Origin of the sequence: Martinezella miluonensis (assembly GCF_900094545.1) — a bacterium.
GTDB classification, from domain to species: Bacteria; Pseudomonadota; Alphaproteobacteria; order Rhizobiales; family Rhizobiaceae; genus Rhizobium; species Rhizobium miluonense.
The window spans coordinates 23403-46420 of the sequence record NZ_FMAH01000049.1; the positions used below are offsets into that span (position 1 = coordinate 23403).

The window sequence follows — 23018 nt, forward strand, 5'->3', positions numbered from 1 at the left end:
GATGGCGCATTTGATCCTGGCAAGGCTTGCAAGATCACTCGTAACCATTTTTCTCGTGGTTGGTTTTGCATTCGTGGTGTTGCGTCTTTCGGGCGATCCGGCATTGGAGATCCTCTCGAACGATGCCTCGCCCGAGGCGCTGGAGGCCTTCCGAAAGGCCTGGGGGCTCGACCGCTCGGTCTGGGTGCAGTTCTTCGAATATTTGAAGCATGTTGCAACCGGCAATCTCGGTGTGTCGATGCGCGAGGGTCGCGATGCGCTTACCCTCGTAATCGAGCGGATTCCAATCACCCTGATCGTGACGATCCCGGCGCTTTTCATCAACGTCCTGATCGGCATCCCCGCTGGCATATATGCGGCGGTTCATCGTAACAGCCTGATTGATCGCGGCGTGATGCTTGCCGCTGTAGCCGGCTTCACGATACCCTCCTTCGTACTTGGCCTGCTGCTTGTGCTGGTCTTTGCGGTCTGGCTCCGCTGGCTGCCGTCAGGGGGCGCGCAAGGCTGGCGGCATATCATTTTGCCCGTCCTCACACTCGGAGTCGGCGGCGCGGCCGTTTTGGCCCGTTATACCCGTAGCGCGATGTTGGAGGTGCTGGGTCAGCCTTATATCCGCACGGCAAATGCCAAGGGTGTACCGTGGCGCCTGGTGGTCTACGGACATGCCTTGCCGAATGCGGCAATTCCCACCGTCACGATCGTTGGTTTCATGGTGGGGCAGTTGATCGCCGGGGCCGTGTTGGTGGAGAGCGTATTCTCCTGGCCGGGCGTTGGGCGGCTGCTGGTTTCCTCGGTGATCAGCCGTGATCTTTCTGTCGTTCAGTGCATATTGTTCCTGGTCGCAATCACCATGGTTGCCTCGAACCTTGTCGTCGATCTCGCCTACGGGCTTCTCGACCCACGGACCCGCGCTGGAGGACGTACATGATGCTACAGCGCACCCCTCCGGATCATTTGCGCGTCAAGGCAAAGAAAGACAGGAAAAAGACGCCGTTGCTCGTCTGCGTCGCGCTGGCTTGCCTTGCCCTGCTTGTGGCGACAGCGGTTCTTGCAAATGTCATCATACCATTCGACCCTGCCGCGATCGACTTGCTGGCCCGGCTGTCTCCGCCCGTGGGGCTGGGCGGCACGGCAGCTCATCCGTTAGGCACCGACGAACTCGGGCGTGACATGCTGTCTCGTCTCATCCTCTCCATTCAGATGAGCGTGCTCATCGCACTGGGCGCTACGTTTCTAGGGGCAGTGCTCGGCACGGTGTTGGGTTTCCTTGCTGCCCATTTCCGTGGGTGGACGGAGCATGTCATTCTGGCATTGGTGGACTTTCAGGCCACCGTGCCTTTCCTCATCCTGGCCTTGGCCGTATTGGCCTTCATCGGCAACTCTCTTCCGGTCTTCATCTGCTTGCTCGCGCTGCACGGGTGGGAGCGTTATGCCCGTATTGCCAGAGGGCTCGCCATAAGCGCCAATGCGCAAGGCTATGCAGGGGCCGTCGAGCAGCTCGGCGCTCATCCCGTTCAGGTGTACTGGCGGCATATCCTACCCAACGTCGCAGCGACGCTCATCGTGTCGATGACCATTTCGTTTCCCGAGATCATCCTGATCGAAAGCGGCCTGAGTTTTCTCGGACTCGGCGTACAACCGCCTTCAACCTCACTGGGCGCGATGGTCGGGTATGGCCGTGACTACCTGACCCAAGCGCCTTGGATATTGGTAATACCGTCCTTCGTCATTTCGCTCATGGCGCTATCGATCTCCCTGGTTGGCGACTGGATGCGTGATCGTCTGGACGGATCACAGCGATAATTTCCTCTTCACCTCCCCAAAAACAGATGGGACGCTCCATGCTCAACCTCAGCCGAAGATCCCTCCTCAGAACGCTTGCAGCCGGTGCGGCAGCGACTGCCATCCCACGACTGGCATCGAGCCAGGGCCGTCCCAGCATCGTCGTCGCCGTACCGACGCAGCCCGACTACGCCGACCCCATCATGGTGAACAACACCCCGGCATTGCGTATTCTCTACAATGCATTCGATGGTTTGCTGCGCAGCGATTTTAGCGACAACATGGCGCTCAAGCCAGCGATCGCAGAAAGTTGGCGACGTATCGACGATAAACGGATCGAGTTCACGCTACGCCCTGGCGTGAAATTCCATGACGGCTCGGAGGTGACCGTGGCCGACGTGATCTTTTCGCTGAGTGAAGAGCGAAAGCTCGGTCCCAACGGCGCTGGCAATACGAACGCATTGCAGTATCAACGAACTATCGCCTCTGTAGAGGCGACGGGACCAAGATCGGTCTGCATCACGACCAAGGTTCCCGACCCGGCGATCGACAAGAAGCTGGCGGCATGGAGCGCGCAAATCGTCAGCGAAGCGGCATTCCGCAAGGCGGGCAGCTGGGAGAAGTGGTTTGCCGCACCTGTGGCCGCCGGAGCGTATCGTGTGGTTTCGAACCGCAGGGACGTCGGTCTGATCCTGGAATCCCATGACGAATACTGGGGTGGTCTTCCGCCATTCTCCCGGATTGAGTTTCGCATCGTTCCGGAAGCTGCGTCACGTATCAACGGTCTTCTGGCGGGCGATTATGACCTTATATCGGACCTGCTGCCGGATCAGTTCGACGCGCTCGATCAATCCCGTTTCGACATCGTAGGCGGCGCCATCGCCAATCTCCGTGCGCTGGCAATAGACACAACCGGCCCCTGGTTATCGGATGTACGTATTCGTCAGGCCATGAGTCTGGCCATCGATCGCGACCTTATCATCAAACAACTGTGGCGCGGCCGGATAGATATTCCCAATGGCGCACAATATCCGATCTTTGGAGACGCATATGACCCGAGTTTCCCAACCCCGACCTATGATCCGGACCAAGCCCGCTCTCTGGTGAAACTGGCTGCGTATACGGGCGAACCGATTCCGTATCGATTGCTGAACAACTGGTACCCGAACCAGGTGCTGACCGCGCAAATCCTCGTGGCTATGTGGAAGAGCGTCGGCATCAACGTCGTTCTTCAGCCTATGGAAAACTTCAGCCAGGTGTATGCCAAGCCTTCCCACGCGATTTGGGATGAATCTTTCCTGCCGTCGTGGCCAGACCCGACCTCGATGATCTGGCGGCAGCATGGTCCCGGCGGCGGCCAACGTAAGCTGGAGATCTGGAATTCGCCGGAATATCAAGCCGTGGGCACAGCTTTCGCAGAATCGGACGTTCCCGAGGAGCGCAAGAAACTCGCGCGGCGGGTACTGGAGATTTTTGCTGAAGAAGTGCCCTTCATCATTCTGCACAACAATGGCAGCTTTTTCGCCAAGCGGCGAGAGATCGCCTGGGCGCCCTATTCGGCGCTGGTGCTGGATTTCGGCCCATTCAACTCTGCTATAAAGGTGGTTCAGTAGCGCCATGAAGATCGTTCAACTTACCGATCCACACCTGGTTCCCAAGGGAGAACAACTCAAGGGGATCGATCCGGAAGCCCGCCTGCGGGCGTGCCTGTCCGATATGGCCAAATATCATTCCGACGCCGTTGCACTGGTTATCAGTGGCGATATCGCTGATCTTGCAGATCGACCTTCTTATGAGTTGTTTCGTGATGTGGCATCCGAGTTTGCCTTGCCTAGGCTCCACATGACGGTGGGCAACCACGACCGCCGCAGTACATTTGGCGAGATCTTCCCCCAGCACCTGGCGGCTGACGGGTATGCCCATAGCCGATTCGATCTGGATGATCATATCGGTTTGCTGCTCGACACCTGGACTTCGGGCACACATGCTGGAGCGCTCGACCGCGCGCGCCTCGATTGGCTAAAATCGCAGCTTGCGGACGGGGAACATCCGATCCTGATGTTCATGCATCACGCACCAGTCCGGGTGGGTCTAAAACGCCTCGATCATATAGCATTGCAGCACGAAGATGAATTATGGGAAACCATCGCGCCGTTCAAAAGCCGCATCCGGCACATGTTCTTCGGGCACATGCATCGTAATGTAGCCGGTTCCTGGCGTGGCATTCCCTTCACCGTGGCGGCGGGCCTCACGCATCAGGTGATGCTGGATTTCGAGACTGAACTGGTCCGGCATGTGGAGGTTGAACCCGCTTATACCGTGATCCTGGTCAACGAACGAGACGTGGTGGTGCATCCCCATTCTATCCGTGACAATAGAGTAATCGACATTGCGCCGAACACCGCGCCGCTACCCAGTGCAGCGTGACAATAAGCCCTCCCGGAGTCGCTCCGGACGCAAAACCGTGATGCGCTTTTTCTGGAAGTGCGTTAATGCAGGAATAGGCAGAATATGTCGGACAATGAGAAAACATCCCGCTCAAGAAGCGGCAGCAATCTGAGCGTAACCCGTCAGCAAAACATTCTTGCGCTTCTCAATCGCGGAGATGTGGTCGCGGTAGGCGAAATTGCCGAACGCTTCGGCGTGCATACCGAAACCGCCCGCCGGGACATTCGCGCGCTGGAACGCGATGGACTGCTTCGGCGTGTTCATGGTGGAGCGGTTGCGACAAATCCTTCGAGTATCAATGCGCGCAAGCCGATCTCGGAAAGAATCAGCGTTGATCAGGGGGCCAAGTTGCTGGCGGCAAAGGCCGCGCTGCCACTTTTTGAAAATGGCATGAATGTGTTTATCGGGTCCAGCTCAACGATGTTGCTGCTTGCCGAAGTGCTCGCGTCCTCGGACAAGAGCCTGGCCGTTACGACCAACATGGTTGATGTGGGCACTACCTTAGCTGCATCGCCCCGCTTTACGGTTACTCTGACAGGCGGTGTTTTGAACGGTCAACTTCGGTCGATCGGAGGTACCGAGACCCTGAGGTCGTTAAAGGATCGCTTTTTCGATCTGTCCGTCATAGGATCGAGCGCACTTGACTTCGAGTTCGGTTTGTTTGCTACGACGCGCGCGATGGTGGATCTCACCCAGACTTTGGCGGAACAATCAAGCGTGATGGCAGTAGCAATGCATCGTGGCAAGTTCGACCGCCGCGATGCACATGTTGCTCTCGCACTCGACAAGGTTCAGATCCTCGCAACGGATGGTGAGCCGACAGATGAGCACCAACGGGCTCTAGAAAGCGCCGGTGTACAAATTCTCATCCCTCGTCCTATGCCGGACGAATAGGTTACAATCGGTAGCGAGCGTCTTTTGGATAGCCGGTCGGATGAAGCGCGATTAAGATAGATCGCCCAATGCAAAATCCCATACGAACTCCACACGGCTCAAGCAGAAGATCGACTGTCCAAACACGATTGGCCTGCCTTCGGCGTCGACATTGAGCACTTCGACCTCGAATACATTTTCTTGGGGCGGCATACGCAAAAGGCGAGCTTCATCCTGTGTCGATTCTCGACCGCGTATCCGGATCTTGCGGCGTTCGAAGTCAGCAATGCCAAGGGCGGCAAGAACTGACTGCGTCGCAAGGTTCGGTTTCGGTCGAGCCGCCTCGACGCGAAAGGCATCGCCGATGCCCGGCAGCTGGGAACGAGGAAAGAAATTACTGTTGATGCTGATGGGGATATCGTCGGCAATCGCCAGAACAGTCACCTGCGTTACGAGTTCATTGGGCGCCAGCTCCAGATGGGTTGCGATTGCAGGCGTCGAGGGAATATCGGTTACGGCAATCAAAGTGCGTTGAGGCGCGTGGTTCAGCTCCTTCAGATTTTCTTCAAAGCGCGTGCGTCGTCCGAGACGGTAGGGGATTACATCGGCAACATAGGTTCCCCTACCACGTTCAATTCGTACCATCCCCTCGTTCTGCAAGTGAGAGATGGCCCGCAAAACAGTGTGCTGATTGACCCCGAAACGTGTGGCGAGATCGGTACTGGGCGGCAGCCGATCGCCAGGCGCGAAAGTGCCTGTGCCTATCTCCTCGGCAAGTGTCTCCCCGATCTGGCGCCAGAGATTGATCCCGTCCTGTTCCATTCATCACCCGTTTCCGTGGTCGTCACACAACATTCACATACTCATGCATTCTAGCGTTCTAGAACTCTAATGCGCAAGAAACCAATATGACGACAGCTCCTAAATTTCTCATTGTCAGTTTCGACGGGCTGCGGCCCGATCTGATCGATTCTGCTCAGACCCCCAATATTGCCCGGACCAAGGGGCTGGGCGCAACCCTTTCGGCCCAAAGAACGGTTTATCCGAGCGAAACGCGTGTGGCTTTCCCCAGTCTTGTGACGGGAGCAACCTCCAGTAAGCACGGCATGGTCGGCAATAAATACGTCGATCGGTCTGCGACACTACATCGCTACGTCGATACGGCCGATGCCGTTCTACTAGACCAATTGAACCGCGAAAGTGGTGGGAATCTGATGGGGGCGCCAACGCTCGGCGAAATTCTCGGCCGGGCCGGCAAAAGCCTTGCGGTGCTCGCAACCAATACGCCTGGCACAACCCGCTTCTTCCATCACAAGGCCGAGGAGTTCGGCCATATTCGTGTCTCAGGCCATTTCCCCGAAGCCTGTACTCCGCAAAGTGCGCTCTCGGAAATCGTCGGGCGCTTCGGAGCTTTGCCCCCGGTCCCACCGCAGGGCGAACCCGACATTGAGGCGCAGACGCTGATCACCTCGATCTTTCTTGATTACATCTGGCCGAAGCATGCTCCCGACGTCACCGTGCTTTCCTATGGTGAGCCGGATACCGCATCGCATTTCAACGGAACGGGCGGCGCAAAGACGCGTGAGGCTATTGCCCATAGCGACGCCGAATTCGGCCGCGTTCTCGACTGGTGGGAGGCGGAGGGCAGAGCTGCCGGGGTGCAGATCATCGTGCTTTCGGATCACGGCCACATCACCGCCCATACGCGCGTCTCGGTTGCTGGTTCCCTGAAAGCCGCCGGCTTCAATCCCGCGACCGCGCCAAGCGCGGGCGTGGATGTCGTGGTGGTACCGGGACAGGTCGGGGCGCTTTATCTTGCTGACCGATCAACACCCCAACTTGCCAGGCTTGTCGAGGCCCTGATCGAGCAGCCCTGGATTGGCCCAATCTTCACGGCCGGGAAGAACGAGGTTGAAGGCCTCGCCCCGGGCAGCTTCGCCAGCCATCTGGTCTTTGCCGATCATGAACGCGCGCCGGATGTTTATTTTGCCTTTCGTGCCGATGACGGCGTCGACGAGTTCGGACTGGTCGGCGGCACGTTCTACGACAATGACAGGCGACCGGGTCTCGGCGTTCATGGCGGCCTTCATCCAAAGGAGCTCGCCTCGGTCGGCATCGTGGCAGGCTCCGCCTTCCGCAGCAGCGCGCATGTCTCCTCGGTCCCGACCGGCATCTGCGACATTGGGCCAACCATCTTGTCGCTCCTCGACATACCCGTCCCCGGTACCATGACGGGCCGAGTTCTCTCCGAAGTACTTTCCGAAGAGTATGAAGGCGGCCTGGTCAGACAATTGCCCAAGGTCGCTGCGCCTCAGATCTTCGAAGTCGGGCTCAATAGTTACTCTCAAAAGCTCCAGCGCACGGCTGTCGGCCGAACGGTCTATCTAGATGGCGGCTGGATTGAAACCAAGTCCACAATTGCTTCCCCGCTGAAACGCCGTGTGGAAGCATGACTTCACTTCATGGAGAACATCTATGCATTTGACGCGCAGACAGATGATGATGACTGGAGTGGCGGCAGCCGGGACCCTGGCGATGCCGGGCATTCTCAGAGCCGAGGAAAAGCCCACCATAACGATCAGCCATGGCGCACCAAACTATCAAGCCTTGCTGGCGGAGCTGAGCACCGGGTTTAGCGCGCAGAACCCTTCCATGACGGTCAAATTCTCGGCCGACGGCGACAATTGGGATCCGTTGCTCAACAACACGCTGCGCGCCGCAGTCGTCGGCGCTCTCCCAGATGCGACCTGGCAGTCCCTCACCTATGCCGGCATTCTTGCCGACCGCAAGATTGTCCAGCCGGTCAACTCGTTCTTTAACGGCGATATCAAAAACCTGCAGGCCATGGGCCTTTCCACGCCGATGATCGAGGCAACGACGGTCGGCAAAAGCATCTATGGCTTGCCTTTCGGCACGACCATTCCGATCGTCTATTGCAATATGGATCTCCTCCGCAAGGTCGGCTATTCGAAGCCGCAGCCTCCCAGTACCTGGGACGAGATCCATGAGATCGGCGCCAAAGTCTCCGCGCTCGGCGGTAATATCAATGGCGGCTATATCGAATACACCTCCACCAATGCATGGATATTCCAGAACCTGCTTGCTTCCTATGGCGGGCGGATGATGAACGAGGCCCGCTCTGCCATTGCGTTCGACGGCCCGGAAGGACTGCAAGCACTGCAAACGCTTTCGCGCTTCGGTGACATCAGCACGAATGACATGACGGTCGATCAAGCCCGCCAAGCCTTCAATGCCGGTGTGACCGCTATCCACATTCGCTCCGCCAGCGGAACGACCTCCGTCGCCAAGGCGGCGGCCGGTCATTTCGAGCTCGCGGTGGCGCAGTTTCCGCTGCCCAATCCGAATGGCCGCTTGGTCGGCGCAGGCCATGGCTTCTTCATGTTCACTAAAGACCCCGAAAAGCAAAAGGTCGTCTGGGAGTTCATGCAGTTTGCCGCCAGCCCGCAAGGCCAGATGATCCTGGCAAAGAACAGCGGCTATATGCCGGTCAACCTCAAGGCGCTTAACGAGCCATCGTTCCGCGACGCGTATTTCAAGATCAATCCCTACCATCGCGCCGTTGTCGAGCGGCTCGCGATTACCGGCGATCAGTTCTCGTTCCCCGGCAACAACACGGTCAAAATCGTCCAGACGATGGCCGACGACATGCACGACGTCGTCACCCATCGCACCAAGCCGGACGTCGCACTCCAGAGAATGGCCACACAAACCCGAAAACTGCTCGGCTGACCGCAGTCTGGCGCTTGCGCGCGCATCGGGGCCCGTCTTTTTTAAATATGGAAAATGAACATGAACATTCAATCGACAAACCGGCCAGTCGAGCGGCTGGAGCAGCATTACATACCGCCACATGGGCTCCTCAACATGAGCGGGAATTTACCACCGCAAGTTCCCCATGTCTTCGACGCCGAGTATCGCGCAGCGATGGAGGTGATGATGGCGGACCATTCGCCGATGAGCCTGATCGGAGCGCACCAGTTTCGTGGCGTGTTTCGTGACCGTGCGGCGGGTTCGCAATTCGTTCATCTCCGGTTGCCGGAAGCGCCGGATCCAAGCCGCGTCATCGTCACGAATGGTGTTCAAAGCGCACTGAATATCTTGATCACCAATATTGTCGGAACCGGCGGCGTTCTGGCAGTCGAGGAATTTACCTACCCGACAATCCGCAACATCGCCGCTCTTTTGAACATCAAGGTTTGCAGCGTCGCCATGGACGAAGAAGGCATGTTGCCGGACGCTTTCGAGACGGTTTGCCGGAACCATCGCCCTTCTGCGCTTTATGCACAGCCGACGATGCACAATCCAACGACAGCCGTCATGAGCATAGAACGTCGCAAGGAGATGGCGGAAATCGCGCGCAAATACGGTGTCGCAATTTTTGAAGACGATATCTATTCCCTGCTTCCGACGGACCTTCCGCCGCCGTTGTCGACCTATGCCCCCGGGCTTTCCTGGTACGTTCTTGGCACGGCCAAAAGCATGGCGCCCGCATTCAAGATTGCCTATCTGATCGCACCTTCGGCCAAGGCTGCAACCAGGTATTTCTGGCCCGGCGATCGCGCGACATACTGGATGGCGGCTCCGATCAACAGCCTCATGTTGAGCCAGCTCGTTTCGAGTGGCGGAGCGTCGCGGATCATAGACGCTGTCAGGGCGGAGACGGCCATTCGCCAGGCCATGGTGTCCGAACGTCTGGCAGGCGCCTCCTATCGCGCCCAGCCCGATGGCCTGCAGGTCTGGCTGACCCTGCCTGACCGCCTGCCGAAAAAGGAGTTTGCAGCGAAATTAGCCGATCGCGGCATCTCGATCAGTACCGCCGACGGCTATTATTTCGGCGATGGCGAAAGCCCGAACAATATCCGCTTTGGCACCGGCACCCCGCCCACCCGAGCAGAGTTTGAGCGTGGTCTCGAGGCGATAACACAGGTCTATCGCCTCTGAGGTGAGCCACGGACGGCGCGGTTTCCACAGGGGCCCGCTCCCAAGAGCGCACGCTCCCTGCCGGAAATCCGGCGGACAACACTTTAGTCGAGCGGAGATCATCCAGTGGACGGATCTGCTGCGCGACACCCGCAGCCCGATAATTGTGAGAAAATCTATGTCGAAATCAAAAATATGGTCCGATATCGATCTGGACGCTGAAGGAAAAAGCGCCGGCTATTTCCGCCTTCCGCTCGCAGTCCACGACAAGTCGGGAGACGATGTCGGTTACAACTTCGAACCCATTCCGGTTGTTACCCTACGCAATGGCGGTGGGCCACGCGTCCTGCTGATGGCCGGCAATCACGGCAACGAATACGAGGGTCAGGTCATGCTAATGAAGCTGATCCGTCGCCTCCAACCAAAGGATATTCGCGGGCAGATCATTTTTCTGCCTGCGGCGAACGCACCTGCGGTCCGCGCAGACACCCGGATATCACCACTCGATGATGGTAATCTCAACCGCTATTTTCCAGGCAATCCGGATGGCCCGCCGACAGCGATGATCGCGCATCTGATCGAAGCAGAAATATTGCCACGCGTTCAATATGCCTTCGATTTTCATTCTGGCAGCCGCAGCATGGAATATCTTCCCTGTGGCGTTATTGCTCGCTCTGCCGAGCCTGACCGTTTCGCCCACTCACTCGAATATCTGAAAGCATTCGGAATGCCGGTCAGCATGATCATCGATCAGTCGACTGGCGGTGACAGTGCATTGATCGGCGCCTGTCGCCGGGCAGGGGTCTATCACATGTCCACGGAGCTCGGCGGGGGCGGGACCGTTTCACTCAAGGCCCTGTCAATCGCCGAACATGGCCTTGCGCGCTTGCTACATCATATCGGTGTTTTGCGTGAGCCATTGATGGATGAACAGGCTCTTCCAACACGCTTGCTGCATCGGGTGCCGGCACGAGACTACATCTACGCAGGCAATACCGAGCGTGGTTTGTTTGAACCGTTTGTGGCGCTCGGTGAGGAAGTCCGCGAAGGGCAGACAGTGGGTCAGATCCATTTCACCACTGCACCCTGGGGAGAAGCAGAACCGGTGATAGCGCGGGCTGACGGCATCACCATGTGTCGCCGGATTCCCGCTCGAACCGGGCTCGGCGATTGCGTTTTCAATCTGGCCCGAGACTGGCAGCCGGTATCTGCATAGCGTCAGTCCCTGAATGTTCATGGGGCAGTTTGCGACCACACCCGCGATAGCCTTTGGCGGCATCGAACAAGTGCCGCCTGATTGCCACCAAACAAGGTAAACGTCTGATGCCTTCAATGCCCCCCTGCGGCGCAGAGGCCGCTTCTCCCGATCTGATCGATCCAGAAATGGCAATTGCGATGGGAAAGCACGCAGAAATGGTTGCGGCTGACGGCGGCCCGACAACCACCTTCGAAGGCGACCGCGAACAACAGGCGAGATTTGCTCCATTCTGGAATGAAGGAGCACCGGAGATCGAAACAATTGTCCCCCTGACGATCGAAGGCGCTCAGGGGCCGCTTAACGCGCGTCTCTACAAGAACGGTTCGAATATAATGCCGGTGGCGCTTTTCATGCATGGCGGCGGGTTCGTCCGCGGGTCGCTAGACCACTGCGATTGCATCTGCCGAAGAATGGTTGCGGATGGCCGCCTGGCGGTGATTTCCACCGACTATAGTCTTGCGCCGGAACATCCATATCCAACGGCCGTCGGCGATATTGCCAAGGTGCTCGATTGGGCATTCGCCTCTGTCACTGATTTTGGACTGGATGCCAGTCGGGTTTCTGTCGCCGGTGGCTCGGCTGGGGCAACTCTCGCCATAGCGTCCACACTTCGGCGACGCGATGCCGGGGCAAAGATTCCGGTTGGTATGGCGCTGTTTTACGGCGTCTTCGATATCATGAACACGCAAAGGGAAAGCTATCGCCTGTTCGGCAATGGTCAGTTTGGCATGTCCAAGGCGCGTATGGAGCACTATTTGCGCGCCCTCGTTCCGGGGGAAGTCTCACCCATGGATCCCTACCTCGCTCCGCTCCATGCCGATCTTGAGGGCCTGCCGCCTGTATGGATGGGAGTGGCTGAACTCGACGTGCTGCGCGACGAGCAGCTTGAAATGGCGGGGCGTCTACAAGCGGCCGGCGTCTCGATCGATCTACAGCGCTATGACGGCATGATTCATGGATTTGCCAATCGTGTGCGGCTCGTTTCCCGTGCTGAAGCGGCGATCCAAAGTGCGGCGCAGTTCCTGGCTGCATTGCCGGGAAACTGACAAACGCGAGCAGCGATCCGTCGCCGCAAGACTGCGGCGTCAGAGAATTCGAGCACACCGGCGTTTATGTCGGCGACTTAGAGGTTCCAGTCTATGTTCAAACGATCATTGTTATCCTTATGCCTGTTTGGGGCGCTCCTGACCGGCAAGGCGCATGCCGTCAGTCTCGAGGTTCTTTCTCTGCCGCTTTCGACGCCGCCTCAACTGATTGATGCATTCAAGGCGGAGCATCCGGAAATCGAGTTGAAGCTGCGGCCGCCAGCAGTCGACTATGACGACCTGACTCAGCGCCTGATACGTGACAGTATTTCCAAGACGATGCCCGACGTCATTTTCCAAGGATACAATCGCTCGGCTTTGACGGTGAAACGCGGACTCGCTGCGTCGCTTTCCTCCTTCCTCGACGCTGACAAGAATTGGGTTCAAGATAGTTACAGCGCTACTTCCGACGAGCTTTGCCGAGACGACGGCAAAATTTACGGGCTCCCGTTCATCATTTCGGTACCAATCCTCTACTACAATGCCGACCTGGTGCGCCAAGTGGGCGGCAATCCCGATCAGCTTCCTCAAACGTGGGAGGACATTACCGCTCTGGCGGCAAGGATCAGCGCGCTCGGCGATCACCGCATCGGAGGCTTCTTCGACTACGCAGCAGCCGGAAACTGGACGTTCATGGCTTTGATCAACGCGCAGGGCGGCAAGATCATGTCAGCGGACGACAGCAAGATCACCTTCGACGGCCCGGCAGGGATGAGGACGCTCAGCGTGCTGCAGATGTTCGGCAAAGCGGGGCAGGTCGATATGCCCCGGGATCAAGCCTATCAGGCTTTCTCGGCAGGCACGGTAGGCGTACTTCTGACGTCCAGCGGCTTTTTGAAGAGTCTGCTCAAACAGGCCAAATTCGAAGTTCGCACAGCAGCAATTCCGATCGCTGAGGACGGCTGGCTGCCCGCGGGCGGCAATTGCATGATGATGACCGCTGTGGATCCGGCGCGACAGAAGGCGGCCTGGACCTTCATGAAGTTCATGGCCGATGCCAAGGCGCAGCAACTGATGTTCGACACGACAGGCTACATTCCTGGCAATCGGCTTGGTGTGGCTGGGCTGAAAAAGACCATCGGTCCCAACGATCCGCGCATGACGTCCGTTCGCGCATCTACGAAGGCCGGCGAGTGGTATTCTTTCCCCGGTGACAATTCCTTGCGGATCACGGAAGTCGTCCGTTCCTATCTTCAACAAGTGGTGACCTTGAGGCGAACGCCGCAGGAGGCGATGACACTGATGGTCAATGATATCCAACACCTTCTGCCGAGGTAAGTTCAAATGACACGCGCTTCCTTTACTCGCATGCGGTTCCTTGGAGTGGCCGCGTACGAAGTCATCACCCGCGAGGGCCTGCGGGTACTTCTGGATCCGTTTCTCACCGGCAATCCGGCTTCTCCGGCGAGAGCCGAAGACTTTGATCAGGTTGACCTGATCATCGTTACCCACGCCGCCATGGATCATCTCGGCGATACTGCCGTCATCGCCCGCCGTACTGGAGCGCCGGTCATCTGTGGCGGCGAGGTGAAGGCCTTTCTCACAGGCCAGGGTATTCCTACGACCCAGGTGCGGACCTCTGCATGGGGGATGCGCTTGTCCGTTGCGGGAATCGAAGTCCAGACAGTTGAGTGCCGGCATTGCTCGCATATGACCATGCCTGATGGAACGTTCATATCCGGCATTCCACTTTCCTACGTGATCATGCTTGACGACAATGTGCGCCTCTACCATCCGGGCGATACGTCACTCTTCTCCGACATGAAACTCCTCGCCGAGCTCTACAGGCCGACCATCGGATCTATTGGCATCGCCAATCCAGACGGCGTGTCTTCGCCTGGTCCTGGCGAGAAACTGACCAGCGACCTGTCTCCGGAGGAAGGGGTCCTCGCGTCGCAGTGGCTTGGTCTTCGAACCGTACTGCCCTGCCACTACACGAACCCGGAAAATCATCAGGTCACAGCGTTCGTTGAGGCTATTGATCAAGCTCGGACACGAGGTGAGACGGTGCCTGAAGCGATTGTGATGCGGCCGGGAGAATGGCTTGAGATCGATCATGATGGGACGGCGCGCCGCGCGCCCGTTAGTAGTTTCTGATGTCGAGCAGATAACGATTGGAAATCATCCATGAAACCAAACAAGGGAAATGGAGCGCTTTTCCCGGATGAGCAGCTTGTCGAAGTCGAGGGCGTTCCAGCCCTCGCTTATTATAGGGCAGGGTTGGCGGAAAAGCCGCTGGCCTTGTTCCTGACAGGCGGTGGCGTACTCGGCAGAATCGCCTATGGTCACCCCGAGGGTGATCGGAACGATTTCATTGACCACTGGCTCGATGCGGCTGATTGGGGGCTGGCAGCTTTTTCCTACCCTTGTGATCACCCAGTTTTCAGCAGCCTCATTTTGGACCTTCAGCTTGAGGAGTGGGCGCGAATTCAGGCTACCTTGACGGCCAAGGCCCTTCGAGGACAAGCTGGTCGAGCTATCGTTGCCCTTGGCTGGAGCATGGGCGGCCGGATGGTTTTTGCGCTCGCGCGCGAGCTGCGCAAACTGGGCCTTCATCTGACCTGCTTCGTCTCACTTTGTGGCACTCCGCCTTTCCCAAGGTTGACCAGAGAGGAAACTCCGCCGGAGCGGTTGCTGCCGAATGGCCTCTGGGACCTCGCAAGCGGCAAGCGCGACGGTACGGACCGTGATGAGCGGTGGTTGGCTGAACTTGCCGCGACAGCCCGCGGAGAAGGCCGATCTGTCATCACGCCGTTGGCCTTTGCCAAATTCTATAGGACGAATGTTCCACGCGGGCTCTGGGGGCCAGAACTCGAGCCGTACTTTGAGAATGAGCCGCCGCAGGACCGTGTGCAAACGCTTCACGCCGCAGGCTCCTTTTCCGGGGAGGATTACCCAATCTGCGCCGCAATCGTGCCACTCGATCGAAGCGACTTTCGGCATGCGCTGACCGACGGGGTCGTTTGGGGGGAAATAACGGCCAAGGGGCTTGTTCACAACCGATTATCAGCCGTTGCAATTTCAGCGCTTTCGGAAGATGGATGGAGATCGCTCCGTGAGACTGTGATTGGAGCTCCACAACGCCTCACCCGTTACATTTCTGGCGGGCACTTTTTCTTTGTTGGCTCGACCGGCGCACAAAATACCATCAAGTATCTGTCCGAGCTGTATGATGAAGTCGTTCGTCTCGAGGAAGCAATCGAAGGCATCTAAATTACGAACTAGACTAAATGTTCGCCTGAGACAGTTCGCACCCATCCCAAGCGAAGATTTAGTCCGATTGACATAATTTCAAGCGAACGCCTGAATCGCGCCAGCAACACCAATTAGTGCTTGTGTGAGTTCCTCACGAGTGTTCGGACTTCCAAGCACAATTCGAATTGCAGACGGCGCCTGTTCCTTGGAGATCGCGAACATCTCGCCGCTGCGCAGCAGAACGCCTCGTTGCGCGCAGGCAGAAAGGAACGTTTCCTGGGAAGAGCCGTCGGGAAGATCGAGCCACAAGTGAAGCGCTTCCGGCTTGGTCGTGTAGCTCGCGTCCTTCAGTAGTTCCCTCGCAATTATCTGCCGCGCTGCGGCCTCATCGCGGACCGCGCCAAGGATTCGCTGACCGGTTCCGTTTTCAACCCAGTTCTGTACGATTGCCGCGGAAATTGGTGAGACGAACCAGGTCGATGTCGTGTTGAATGGCTGATAGGCGCCGGCCGCAGCAGCCTTTGTTGGCGCGACGAGATACCCGATACGCAAGCCAGGCGCGATGCATTTTGCCAGCCCGGTTGCATGCCAGGTCACGTCAGGAGCCAAGGCCGCGATGGGAGGCGGTGCACTTGCCGGCAGGACGCCGTATACGTCATCCTCAATGATGATGACACCGTACTTCCGCGCCACTTCGGCCAAGGCCAATCGGCGTTCGCGCGACATCACGATCGTCGTGGGATTGTGGAGGGTTGGAGAGAGAAACAGGGCTTTCGGCTTCGCGCTTTTGCATACAGCCTCGAAGGCGTCGGGCAGGGCGCCATCTGCGTCCATGTCGATAGCCTGGACTTCAATTCCTAGGAAGCCCGCGAGACGGCGGAAGCCGTAATAGCTTAAACGTTCCGTCAGCAAGAGCCCACCGCGTCCGACCATCGTGGCCAGCGTGATGAACAATGCGTTCTGCGTGCCGTTGGTGACGATGATGCGATCGGGGTCCAGCTCGTCACCAAATCGCTGTTTGAGCCAGATGCTACCCGCGCGCCGGTCTTCGGGCGCGCCGTTGTGCTTGTGAGATCGAAGAAGTTGCGACAGATCGTTCCGCTTCGAAAGGTCGATAAATGCGTTCGAGAACTCCTCACCAAGCCAGGAGGGTGTCGGCGGAGTCGTTCTGATCAAGCTTATCGGTTCAGTTGACATAGTAATACCTTTGGGAGTTGCATAAACTGCTGCCCATGCATGTGGGTAGTCGTCTATTTCCTATTAATTTTTGGGCAGAAGGGCTTCGACCTGGCTGGTCATTTCATGCATGGCGTCGTCAGGTGACCGCTTGAGCGTAATAACTGCCTGCAACTGGTCCTGAATCACCTTGGTAATTTTCGTGGAGTTCTCTCCCGGGAATGCGAAGAAACCCGCCAGGTGGTCCAATTGAGCGACCGGGACTCCTAAGTTAGGATTCTCCTTGTAGAATGCTCCAAGCAACTTTGGGTCATTTACTGCAATAGTGTTGACCGGAATGTAGGACGCGGCCTTGACCATTGTGGCCTGAGATTGAGGGTTCGTCGCGTATTTGACGAACTCCCAGGCAAGCTTCTGCTTGGCCGGGTTCTGCGTATGGATCATAATCGCACTGCCACCTGCCGGCAGAGTTCCCTTTGACGAAGGAATCGGAAACTGCGAAACAACTACAGGGAAACGGCCAGCGGCCTGTTCGGTGTAGCTCGTAATATCCGAACTAGATGTTATGAAGATTCCAATTGAGCCTGCCGAAAATGCTTGCTTTGCTTGGTCACGGCTCATGTCCATCATGCCCGCCTGACCGATACTCTGAAGCAGTTTCAGGGCATCTCGTCCTTCCGGTCCATTGAAGGCAATCTTCTTCATGTCGGGCGTCATCATGGACCCGCCAGCGGCCTGGATGAGCGATATGAAGGTCCAATTCCCGGTCGGGGTGTAGTCGAAATAAATCGGTCCGCTCGGCGCCTTTATCTTCTTTGCGATATCTACGATATCCTTCCAGGTCTTCGGCGGGTTCGCGGGATCGCCACCGGCAGCCTTCAACAGATCTCCGTTGAAATACACCGTCGGGATGGAAACAGCGAAGGGGATCGCATAGATTTTCCCGTTAGCTCTGCCGACTTCTGTGATGAACTTAGAATAACCTAATGTATTCCAGTCGGACTCCTCTTTGATGAAGTCATCGAGAGGAACGGCCAAGTTGCGATCGGCGAATAATCTCAGGAAGCTTGTACCCTGAAACGCCACATCCGGTGCTCCACCGGTCACTGCGGCCCGCAGCATGAGCTGGGTCATGTCTGCATATCCCTTGACATCAGATAGTTTGACCTGCGTTCCCGGATGCAAAGCCTCGAACCCCTTGACGATCTCGTCCATCGGTTTTTTCAGGAGATAGGCGTTGGAGTAAAGGACGTTTAAGTCTTCCGCTGAGGCGTGATGGCAGAAGAGAGCTGGCACAGTGAGGGCCAGGGCCCCAAAGAGCTTACGCATTGTTCGTCTTCCTGAATTTAGGGTTGCAACGAAGGAGAATGGGGGAAGGAAATGGGGGGCAGCTTAGGATCCGTTTGAGCTGACCCAGCCTCCATCGAGGTAGATCGTGTTACCAACACTCACGCGCTGAAGCCTTTGTGAGTAGCGGCCAATGCCCGTTTCGAAGACCTGTGGCTTTCCTTCGACAAGATCGGGCAGGGTTTCGAAGGAGGGCTCCCGTCCGGCGATCACTTCGCTCAGCACACGGCCGGTCATCGTTTGCGGTAGCGGCACACCGAGCATCGAAAGTACGGTTGGAGCGATATCGCAAATACCCGTCGGAAGATGAGATAAGAGGCCTTTGCCGTTGAAGGCGTTGCCCGCAACAATGCCGACGGATGCGAGTTCCTTTGGATGAAGGCCGCCGTGAACCCCAAGGCCAGGTCGACGATCGTTATCGTAGAAGGTGCCCCCCACAAGTCCGAATTCATCCACGCTGTCGTCGGCCCTGAAGCAAAAGTAGACGTCGGGTGCGCGCACATGGTCCCCGAAAACAAGATCACTCCCAAACGTTCCCGGGGCTAGCCCCTCGACCTCGTTGCGGCCCTCGGTGAAGATCGGCCCCACCCAGGGCTTGTCCGTCAAGGCCTCCACCAGCCGGGTCAACTGCATCTGCGTCCGCTCAGCCAAATAAAGGGCTCCGACCTGGCCGGGAACGACAACGACATCAATGTCGCCGGCGGGCGCGGTGCCGACACGGAAACCGGCTGCGGCTAATTCAGTTAGAACGGAGACCTGCGTGTGCCCCGTTATGTGCCCATGGTCGGAAATGGCAATGATCTGCACTCCCGCTTCCCTCCCTTCACTTTCCCACCAATCCAGAACGCGTCCGAACTCTGCGTCGCAGTGCGAGAGTGCTTGGCGTGTTTTCACTCCACCTGTTCCATTGAAATGCGACGCCGTGTCCGGTTCGCCATAGGAAAGGATCGTTACGTCCGGCGCGTGCTGCGGCCAGACATGGTCCAGGAATGCCGACGTGATGAATGTCTGCGCTTCGATGTCCGGTTCGCCCTTCGGAGGAACGGGTGGCAACGGGCCGAACTGTGCGGTGATCGCGTCCAACGTCACCTTGGGCGAGCAAGCCTCAGCGAAATGTCCGGAAATCCGGACGTGTCGAAATTCTTCCGCCTTGTGGTGAAAAAAGCGAGTTGTCCCAGGAGTGTTGGTGGCTAGGACGGCGAGTGACTTGCCGGCTCGACCAAGAATCTCGCCGAGCGTAGGAGCGCTCATGAGCATCCCGCCGCTTTCGCGGTTCAGTCGGTCCAGAAGCACTGCATCAGCGGTATCCACATACATCTGTGGGTTAGAGTTGCGATCAACGTATTTGTTTCCCACCATCCCATGCTTGCTTGATGTAGCGCCCGTTACGAGGCTGGGAAAAGCTACTCGCGTTTCGCTCGGATAAACTGTCCTTTGGCCGGTCAGCGTTGCACCCATAGCCTTCAGTCGAGTGAGGTTGGGCGTCTGCTTGGAATCAATTAGATCTGGTCTCAGACCGTCGAAACTCACAATAAGGAACTTCATGGTAAACCTTGTCAAAGCTATCGTAGACTAGTAGTCTAGACCACTATTAAGGCACCAAAATGAACCTTTTGTGACAAACGACTCGCTATGCCAGAATGAGGATCTAAATGCAGACAGACGGTGTAAATCTCTGGCGGCAAATCGCCGAGGCACTAACCCAGGAGATTGGAGAAGATGTGTTCGCCGCCGGCGCAAGATTGCCTTCGGCGCCGGACTTGGCCGTCCGTTTCGGGGTGAACAGACATACCGTTCTACGGGCTCTGGGCCATCTGCAGGACGAAGGTTTGATCCGGATAGAACGCGGTCGAGGTGCCTATGTAGTGCACAAGGCGATACCTTATTCGATGGGTGCCCGCACGCGTTTTGAAGAAAACCTTTATGGCCTGAATAAAGTCCCTGGGCGAACGCTGATTTCGTTAACGGACCTTCCGGCAAGCAAGAGCATTGCCGCCGGCCTCGCGATCCAGATCGGAGAGGAGGCAACGATGGCGACGTTGCTTGGAGACGCAGATGGCATTCCCCTCAGCTACGGGAGGAATTATTTCCCGAAGACACGGCTGCCGGAAATTCGCGAAGTATTCCGGCAGGCTGGTGCTGACATAGAAAAACGCCTCTCCATAACAGCGTGTCTGGCGGCGGTGGGCATCACCGATTTTCGGAGGACGTCGGTGCGGATACGGTCGCGTCAGCCAAATGCCGAAGAGGCTAAACGGTTGCAAATATCGATGACTGAAAGCGTGCTGGAACTTTCGGTGACGAATGTCGATCAGAATAATGTCCCGGTAATGTATGCAGTGACTTGTTTCTCCTCGAGCCGTGTCGAATTCGTCATGGATATGTGATGGCAAAATTTGCCTGGCTCGCTTCAGAAACCATTGCTGCGATTTCCAGCATTTCCAGATGCAGCTTGTTGAAAGAGATTGCGACGGCTTGCGCGCCAGGTTGACCGACAAACAAGAAATGCCCGCCAGGAACGCGTCGGGAAAGCCTAGTCGGAATCTCATCAATAAGGCCACACATATAGCCAAGCGCCTCTTGCGATGACGGCTTCAGACGAGAAGCGATAGAATGTGTTGTCAGATACGCCCAATTGGCAGTGTCTGTAAACGAATGGTGAAAATCCGTCAGGGATGTTGGGGAAATGGACGCGCATAAGGGTGCCTGCGAGAATGCGGAAGCCATGACGTCTTGGTAAGCTTCATCGATCGCTGAATACACAGCTGCCCTGCGAATGCGTAGTGCTTCGCCATGGAGCGCGAGCGGAGAATTGCCAATAAATTCATGTTGATAGGCCGCAGGGTCGATTATGGTTCGACCAGCCGCCTGATTTTGCACCTCCAGCGACGCAAGCCACCTTTGGCTCACGGTCTGTCGAACGTTGTCCCCATCCGGGACGAATTGCCGGAAGCCTTGTGGGTTTACGGGTGTCAGAATCTGGTCGATGGGTGATAGGCCGGGAATCGGTGGAGTTGCCGCCAGCCCGACAAATCCGTCGATTTCAATCCCTCGTGTCTTCGCTACGCTGGCGAGACGAATGGCGAAGCGGCCTGCCATGCTCCAACCGATCGCGACAAACCGTCTGCTCAAATCGAAATCGCGAATTTTCTCTACGATGATGTCGAGCAGAACCTCGCACCAGGTCAAGATATTGAGGTCTGGGATTGGTTCTTCGAACAGGTTATGCTGGATGGGTGGGGATGGAACGAGTACATTGTAGCCTTCTTCCACCAACCAGTGCGCCAGGAAGTCGTTGGCTTTGCCTTCGGGATGTCCGTAGGCAATCCTTCCGAGGTGCCCACCACCGGTGAGAAAAACAGCAAGGGGCCTTGTGCTGTCGTGAATAGCATCCCATTGAATATGAGGAATGCCGCGAAAGGTTGCGAACCGTTCGCCGGGGTAAAGACGAGCGAATTTTGTCACATCACCCGCCTTTCGCGACATCGCCGTTTTACTTAGAGGCGAGCAACTTGCGGGTGGAGGTCGCCATTACGCCCAACCCATCCTGCGGACTCTTCTTTAGAGTCATGACATCGCGCATCACGTCGACAATGCCCTTCGTAATCTTGAGCGAGTTCGGGCCGGGAAATGCGTACCATCCGGTGAGCTTAGGCAGCTGTTCCAGGCTCGCGTGATAGTTCGGGTTTTTGTCGAAATGCGAACGCAGTTCCGGGCTGTTCTGAATTGCGAAGTCGTTGGCAGGTATCCAGCCGGAGCGATGTGCAACAATACCCTGTCCAGTCGGGCCTGTGACGAACTTCAGGAACTCCCACGCCAGGAGCTGCCTAGCTGACGTGTCTGCAAACATCATGGCAATCGAACCGGCAGCCGGAAGCTGGCCTTTTTCAGACAGCATGGGGAATACGCCAACGGCAACTTGGAATTTATCCTTGCTGTCGGTTTCGAAGCGCGGCAAGTTTGAGTTGGAATCAAAGAGAATAGCGAGCTTGCCGGCAGCGAACAGGCTTCGCGCCTGATCTCTGGACATATCCGATGAGGCTTGGCCGACCTTGCCGATCTCGGCAATGATTTCCAGAGCCTTCAGGCCCTCAGGCCCATCGAAGGCAATATCGCTTTCGTCCGCTTTCATCAGCCGCGCGCCTTGGCTGAAGATCAGGGCGTCCCAGAAGAATTCGGCACTATCGTACTGGAAGAAAAGGCCAAGGTTATTATCCCCCAGCTTGGTGATCTTGTCGCCAGCCGAGATGATATCGTCCCATTTCTTGGGGAGGTTGTCGGCGGTGAAGCCGATCTTTTTCATCAGGTCGAGGTTGAAATAGACGACTGGTTCCGCCACTCCGAACCCGAGTGCATAGGTCTCTCCACTCTGGGAGCCAATGCTCGCTACTGCGGGCGAAAGCGCCTTCCTGCTCTCAGACGTGTCCGTATTCAGGAACTGGTTCAACGGAACGGCCAGCTTGCGGTCGATAAAAACCCTCATGCTATTGGCTCCCTGAAACGATATGTCCGGGAGTGAGTGAGTGATGGAGGCACGCAGGGTTGCCTGCACCAGATCGTCGTAATTCCTGCTTGTATTATCGAGTTCGACGGTGACGCCGGGATGTTCTTTCTCAAAGGTTTTGCAGAGTTCGACCCACATTGCGTTAAGATCGGAGGAAGCGGCCGTAACGCGCAGTATCTTGCCTTCTTCTGCGTATGAGGCGCTGCTCGCCGCGACAATCGCAACGGCTGCAACTATTGATTTCAGGCCTTTCAACATTGTTCTCTCCGTTCCGGCTGGGAGCCGTTGGTTTCCGGTTTGAAGATTACTTCACGGCCCCTCCGGTCATTCCTTCGACGAACCATCTTTGAGCGGAGAGGAATGCGACGATGAGAGGGGCGACGACAATTGTTGAGGCCGCCATGAGGGG

20 protein-coding genes are annotated in these 23018 nt (G+C 57.0%); 14 read left to right on the forward strand and 6 right to left on the reverse strand.

Annotation, left to right across the window (positions count from 1 at the left end; translation table 11 throughout):
* Position 1 precedes the first annotated feature (1 nt).
* From GA0061102_RS27645 to GA0061102_RS27665, 5 genes are all read left to right on the forward strand, one after another.
* Positions 2-928 (forward strand): ABC transporter permease, encoded by a 927-nt coding sequence (locus tag GA0061102_RS27645; protein WP_092855233.1) that lies wholly within the window; start codon positions 2-4, stop codon positions 926-928.
* Positions 925-1803, forward strand: coding sequence for an ABC transporter permease (locus tag GA0061102_RS27650; RefSeq protein ID WP_092855189.1), 879 nt, complete (start codon positions 925-927; stop codon positions 1801-1803). Before GA0061102_RS27645 ends, GA0061102_RS27650 begins: the two co-directional genes overlap by 4 nt.
* Before the next feature lie 38 nt (positions 1804-1841).
* A complete protein-coding gene (locus GA0061102_RS27655) occupies positions 1842-3395 on the forward strand; it encodes an ABC transporter substrate-binding protein (RefSeq protein WP_159432216.1) in 1554 nt (517 codons plus the stop codon).
* 4 nt (positions 3396-3399) lie between these two features.
* A complete protein-coding gene (locus tag GA0061102_RS27660) occupies positions 3400-4209 on the forward strand; it encodes a metallophosphoesterase (protein ID WP_092855193.1) in 810 nt (269 codons plus the stop codon).
* An 84-nt stretch (positions 4210-4293) separates the two neighbouring features.
* A complete protein-coding gene (locus tag GA0061102_RS27665; protein WP_092855195.1) occupies positions 4294-5124 on the forward strand; it encodes a DeoR/GlpR family DNA-binding transcription regulator in 831 nt (276 codons plus the stop codon).
* Positions 5125-5175: 51 nt separating this feature from the next.
* On the opposite strand, the gene phnF (GA0061102_RS27670) is transcribed toward GA0061102_RS27665, so the two are convergent.
* On the reverse strand, positions 5176-5925 hold the full coding sequence (gene phnF, locus GA0061102_RS27670; RefSeq protein WP_092855197.1) for a phosphonate metabolism transcriptional regulator PhnF: 750 nt from the start codon (positions 5923-5925) through the stop codon (positions 5176-5178).
* A gap of 86 nt (positions 5926-6011) precedes the next feature.
* On the opposite strand from phnF (GA0061102_RS27670), the gene GA0061102_RS27675 reads away from it, so the two are divergent.
* The 8 genes from GA0061102_RS27675 to GA0061102_RS27710 all read left to right on the forward strand — a co-directional run bounded on the left by GA0061102_RS27675 (position 6012) and on the right by GA0061102_RS27710 (position 15600).
* Positions 6012-7556, forward strand: coding sequence for an alkaline phosphatase family protein (locus GA0061102_RS27675; protein WP_092855199.1), 1545 nt, complete (start codon positions 6012-6014; stop codon positions 7554-7556).
* 22 nt (positions 7557-7578) lie between these two features.
* On the forward strand, positions 7579-8853 hold the full coding sequence (locus GA0061102_RS27680; protein ID WP_092855200.1) for an extracellular solute-binding protein: 1275 nt from the start codon (positions 7579-7581) through the stop codon (positions 8851-8853).
* Between the two features lie 60 nt (positions 8854-8913).
* Positions 8914-10065, forward strand: a complete 1152-nt coding sequence (locus GA0061102_RS27685; protein ID WP_159432217.1) for an aminotransferase-like domain-containing protein — start codon at positions 8914-8916, stop codon at positions 10063-10065.
* A 1-nt stretch (position 10066) separates the two neighbouring features.
* Positions 10067-11260 carry a succinylglutamate desuccinylase/aspartoacylase family protein gene (locus GA0061102_RS27690; protein WP_245298158.1) on the forward strand — a complete coding sequence of 398 codons (1194 nt, stop codon included), beginning with the start codon at positions 10067-10069 and terminating at the stop codon, positions 11258-11260.
* 53 nt (positions 11261-11313) lie between these two features.
* Positions 11314-12348, forward strand: a complete 1035-nt coding sequence (locus GA0061102_RS27695; protein WP_092855206.1) for an alpha/beta hydrolase — start codon at positions 11314-11316, stop codon at positions 12346-12348.
* A 93-nt stretch (positions 12349-12441) separates the two neighbouring features.
* Positions 12442-13665 carry an ABC transporter substrate-binding protein gene (locus GA0061102_RS27700; RefSeq protein WP_092855208.1) on the forward strand — a complete coding sequence of 408 codons (1224 nt, stop codon included), beginning with the start codon at positions 12442-12444 and terminating at the stop codon, positions 13663-13665.
* 6 nt (positions 13666-13671) lie between these two features.
* Positions 13672-14484: a metal-dependent hydrolase gene (locus GA0061102_RS27705; protein ID WP_092855210.1), complete on the forward strand. Its 813-nt coding sequence runs from the start codon at positions 13672-13674 to the stop codon at positions 14482-14484.
* 30 nt (positions 14485-14514) lie between these two features.
* Entirely contained in the window at positions 14515-15600 is a 1086-nt protein-coding gene (locus GA0061102_RS27710; protein ID WP_092855212.1) for a dienelactone hydrolase family protein, read from the forward strand.
* Positions 15601-15678: 78 nt separating this feature from the next.
* Here GA0061102_RS27710 and GA0061102_RS27715 read toward each other — a convergent pair whose 3' ends face one another.
* The 3 genes from GA0061102_RS27715 to GA0061102_RS27725 form a co-directional block, all read right to left on the reverse strand.
* A complete protein-coding gene (locus tag GA0061102_RS27715) occupies positions 15679-16779 on the reverse strand; it encodes an aminotransferase-like domain-containing protein (protein WP_092855214.1) in 1101 nt (366 codons plus the stop codon).
* A gap of 63 nt (positions 16780-16842) precedes the next feature.
* Positions 16843-18087 carry an ABC transporter substrate-binding protein gene (locus tag GA0061102_RS27720; protein ID WP_092855215.1) on the reverse strand — a complete coding sequence of 415 codons (1245 nt, stop codon included), beginning with the start codon at positions 18085-18087 and terminating at the stop codon, positions 16843-16845.
* A gap of 63 nt (positions 18088-18150) precedes the next feature.
* Entirely contained in the window at positions 18151-19650 is a 1500-nt protein-coding gene (locus GA0061102_RS27725; RefSeq protein WP_092855217.1) for an alkaline phosphatase family protein, read from the reverse strand.
* Between the two features lie 107 nt (positions 19651-19757).
* Between GA0061102_RS27725 and phnF (GA0061102_RS27730) the strand changes: the two genes are divergently transcribed.
* Entirely contained in the window at positions 19758-20492 is a 735-nt protein-coding gene (phnF, locus tag GA0061102_RS27730; RefSeq protein ID WP_092855219.1) for a phosphonate metabolism transcriptional regulator PhnF, read from the forward strand.
* On the opposite strand, the gene GA0061102_RS27735 is transcribed toward phnF (GA0061102_RS27730), so the two are convergent.
* Entirely contained in the window at positions 20479-21570 is a 1092-nt protein-coding gene (locus tag GA0061102_RS27735) for an alpha/beta fold hydrolase (RefSeq protein ID WP_139115113.1), read from the reverse strand. The genes phnF (GA0061102_RS27730) and GA0061102_RS27735 overlap by 14 nt on opposite strands.
* A 28-nt stretch (positions 21571-21598) precedes the next feature.
* Positions 21599-22867 (reverse strand): extracellular solute-binding protein, encoded by a 1269-nt coding sequence (locus GA0061102_RS27740; RefSeq protein ID WP_092855223.1) that lies wholly within the window; start codon positions 22865-22867, stop codon positions 21599-21601.
* Positions 22868-23018: the final 151 nt, after the last annotated feature.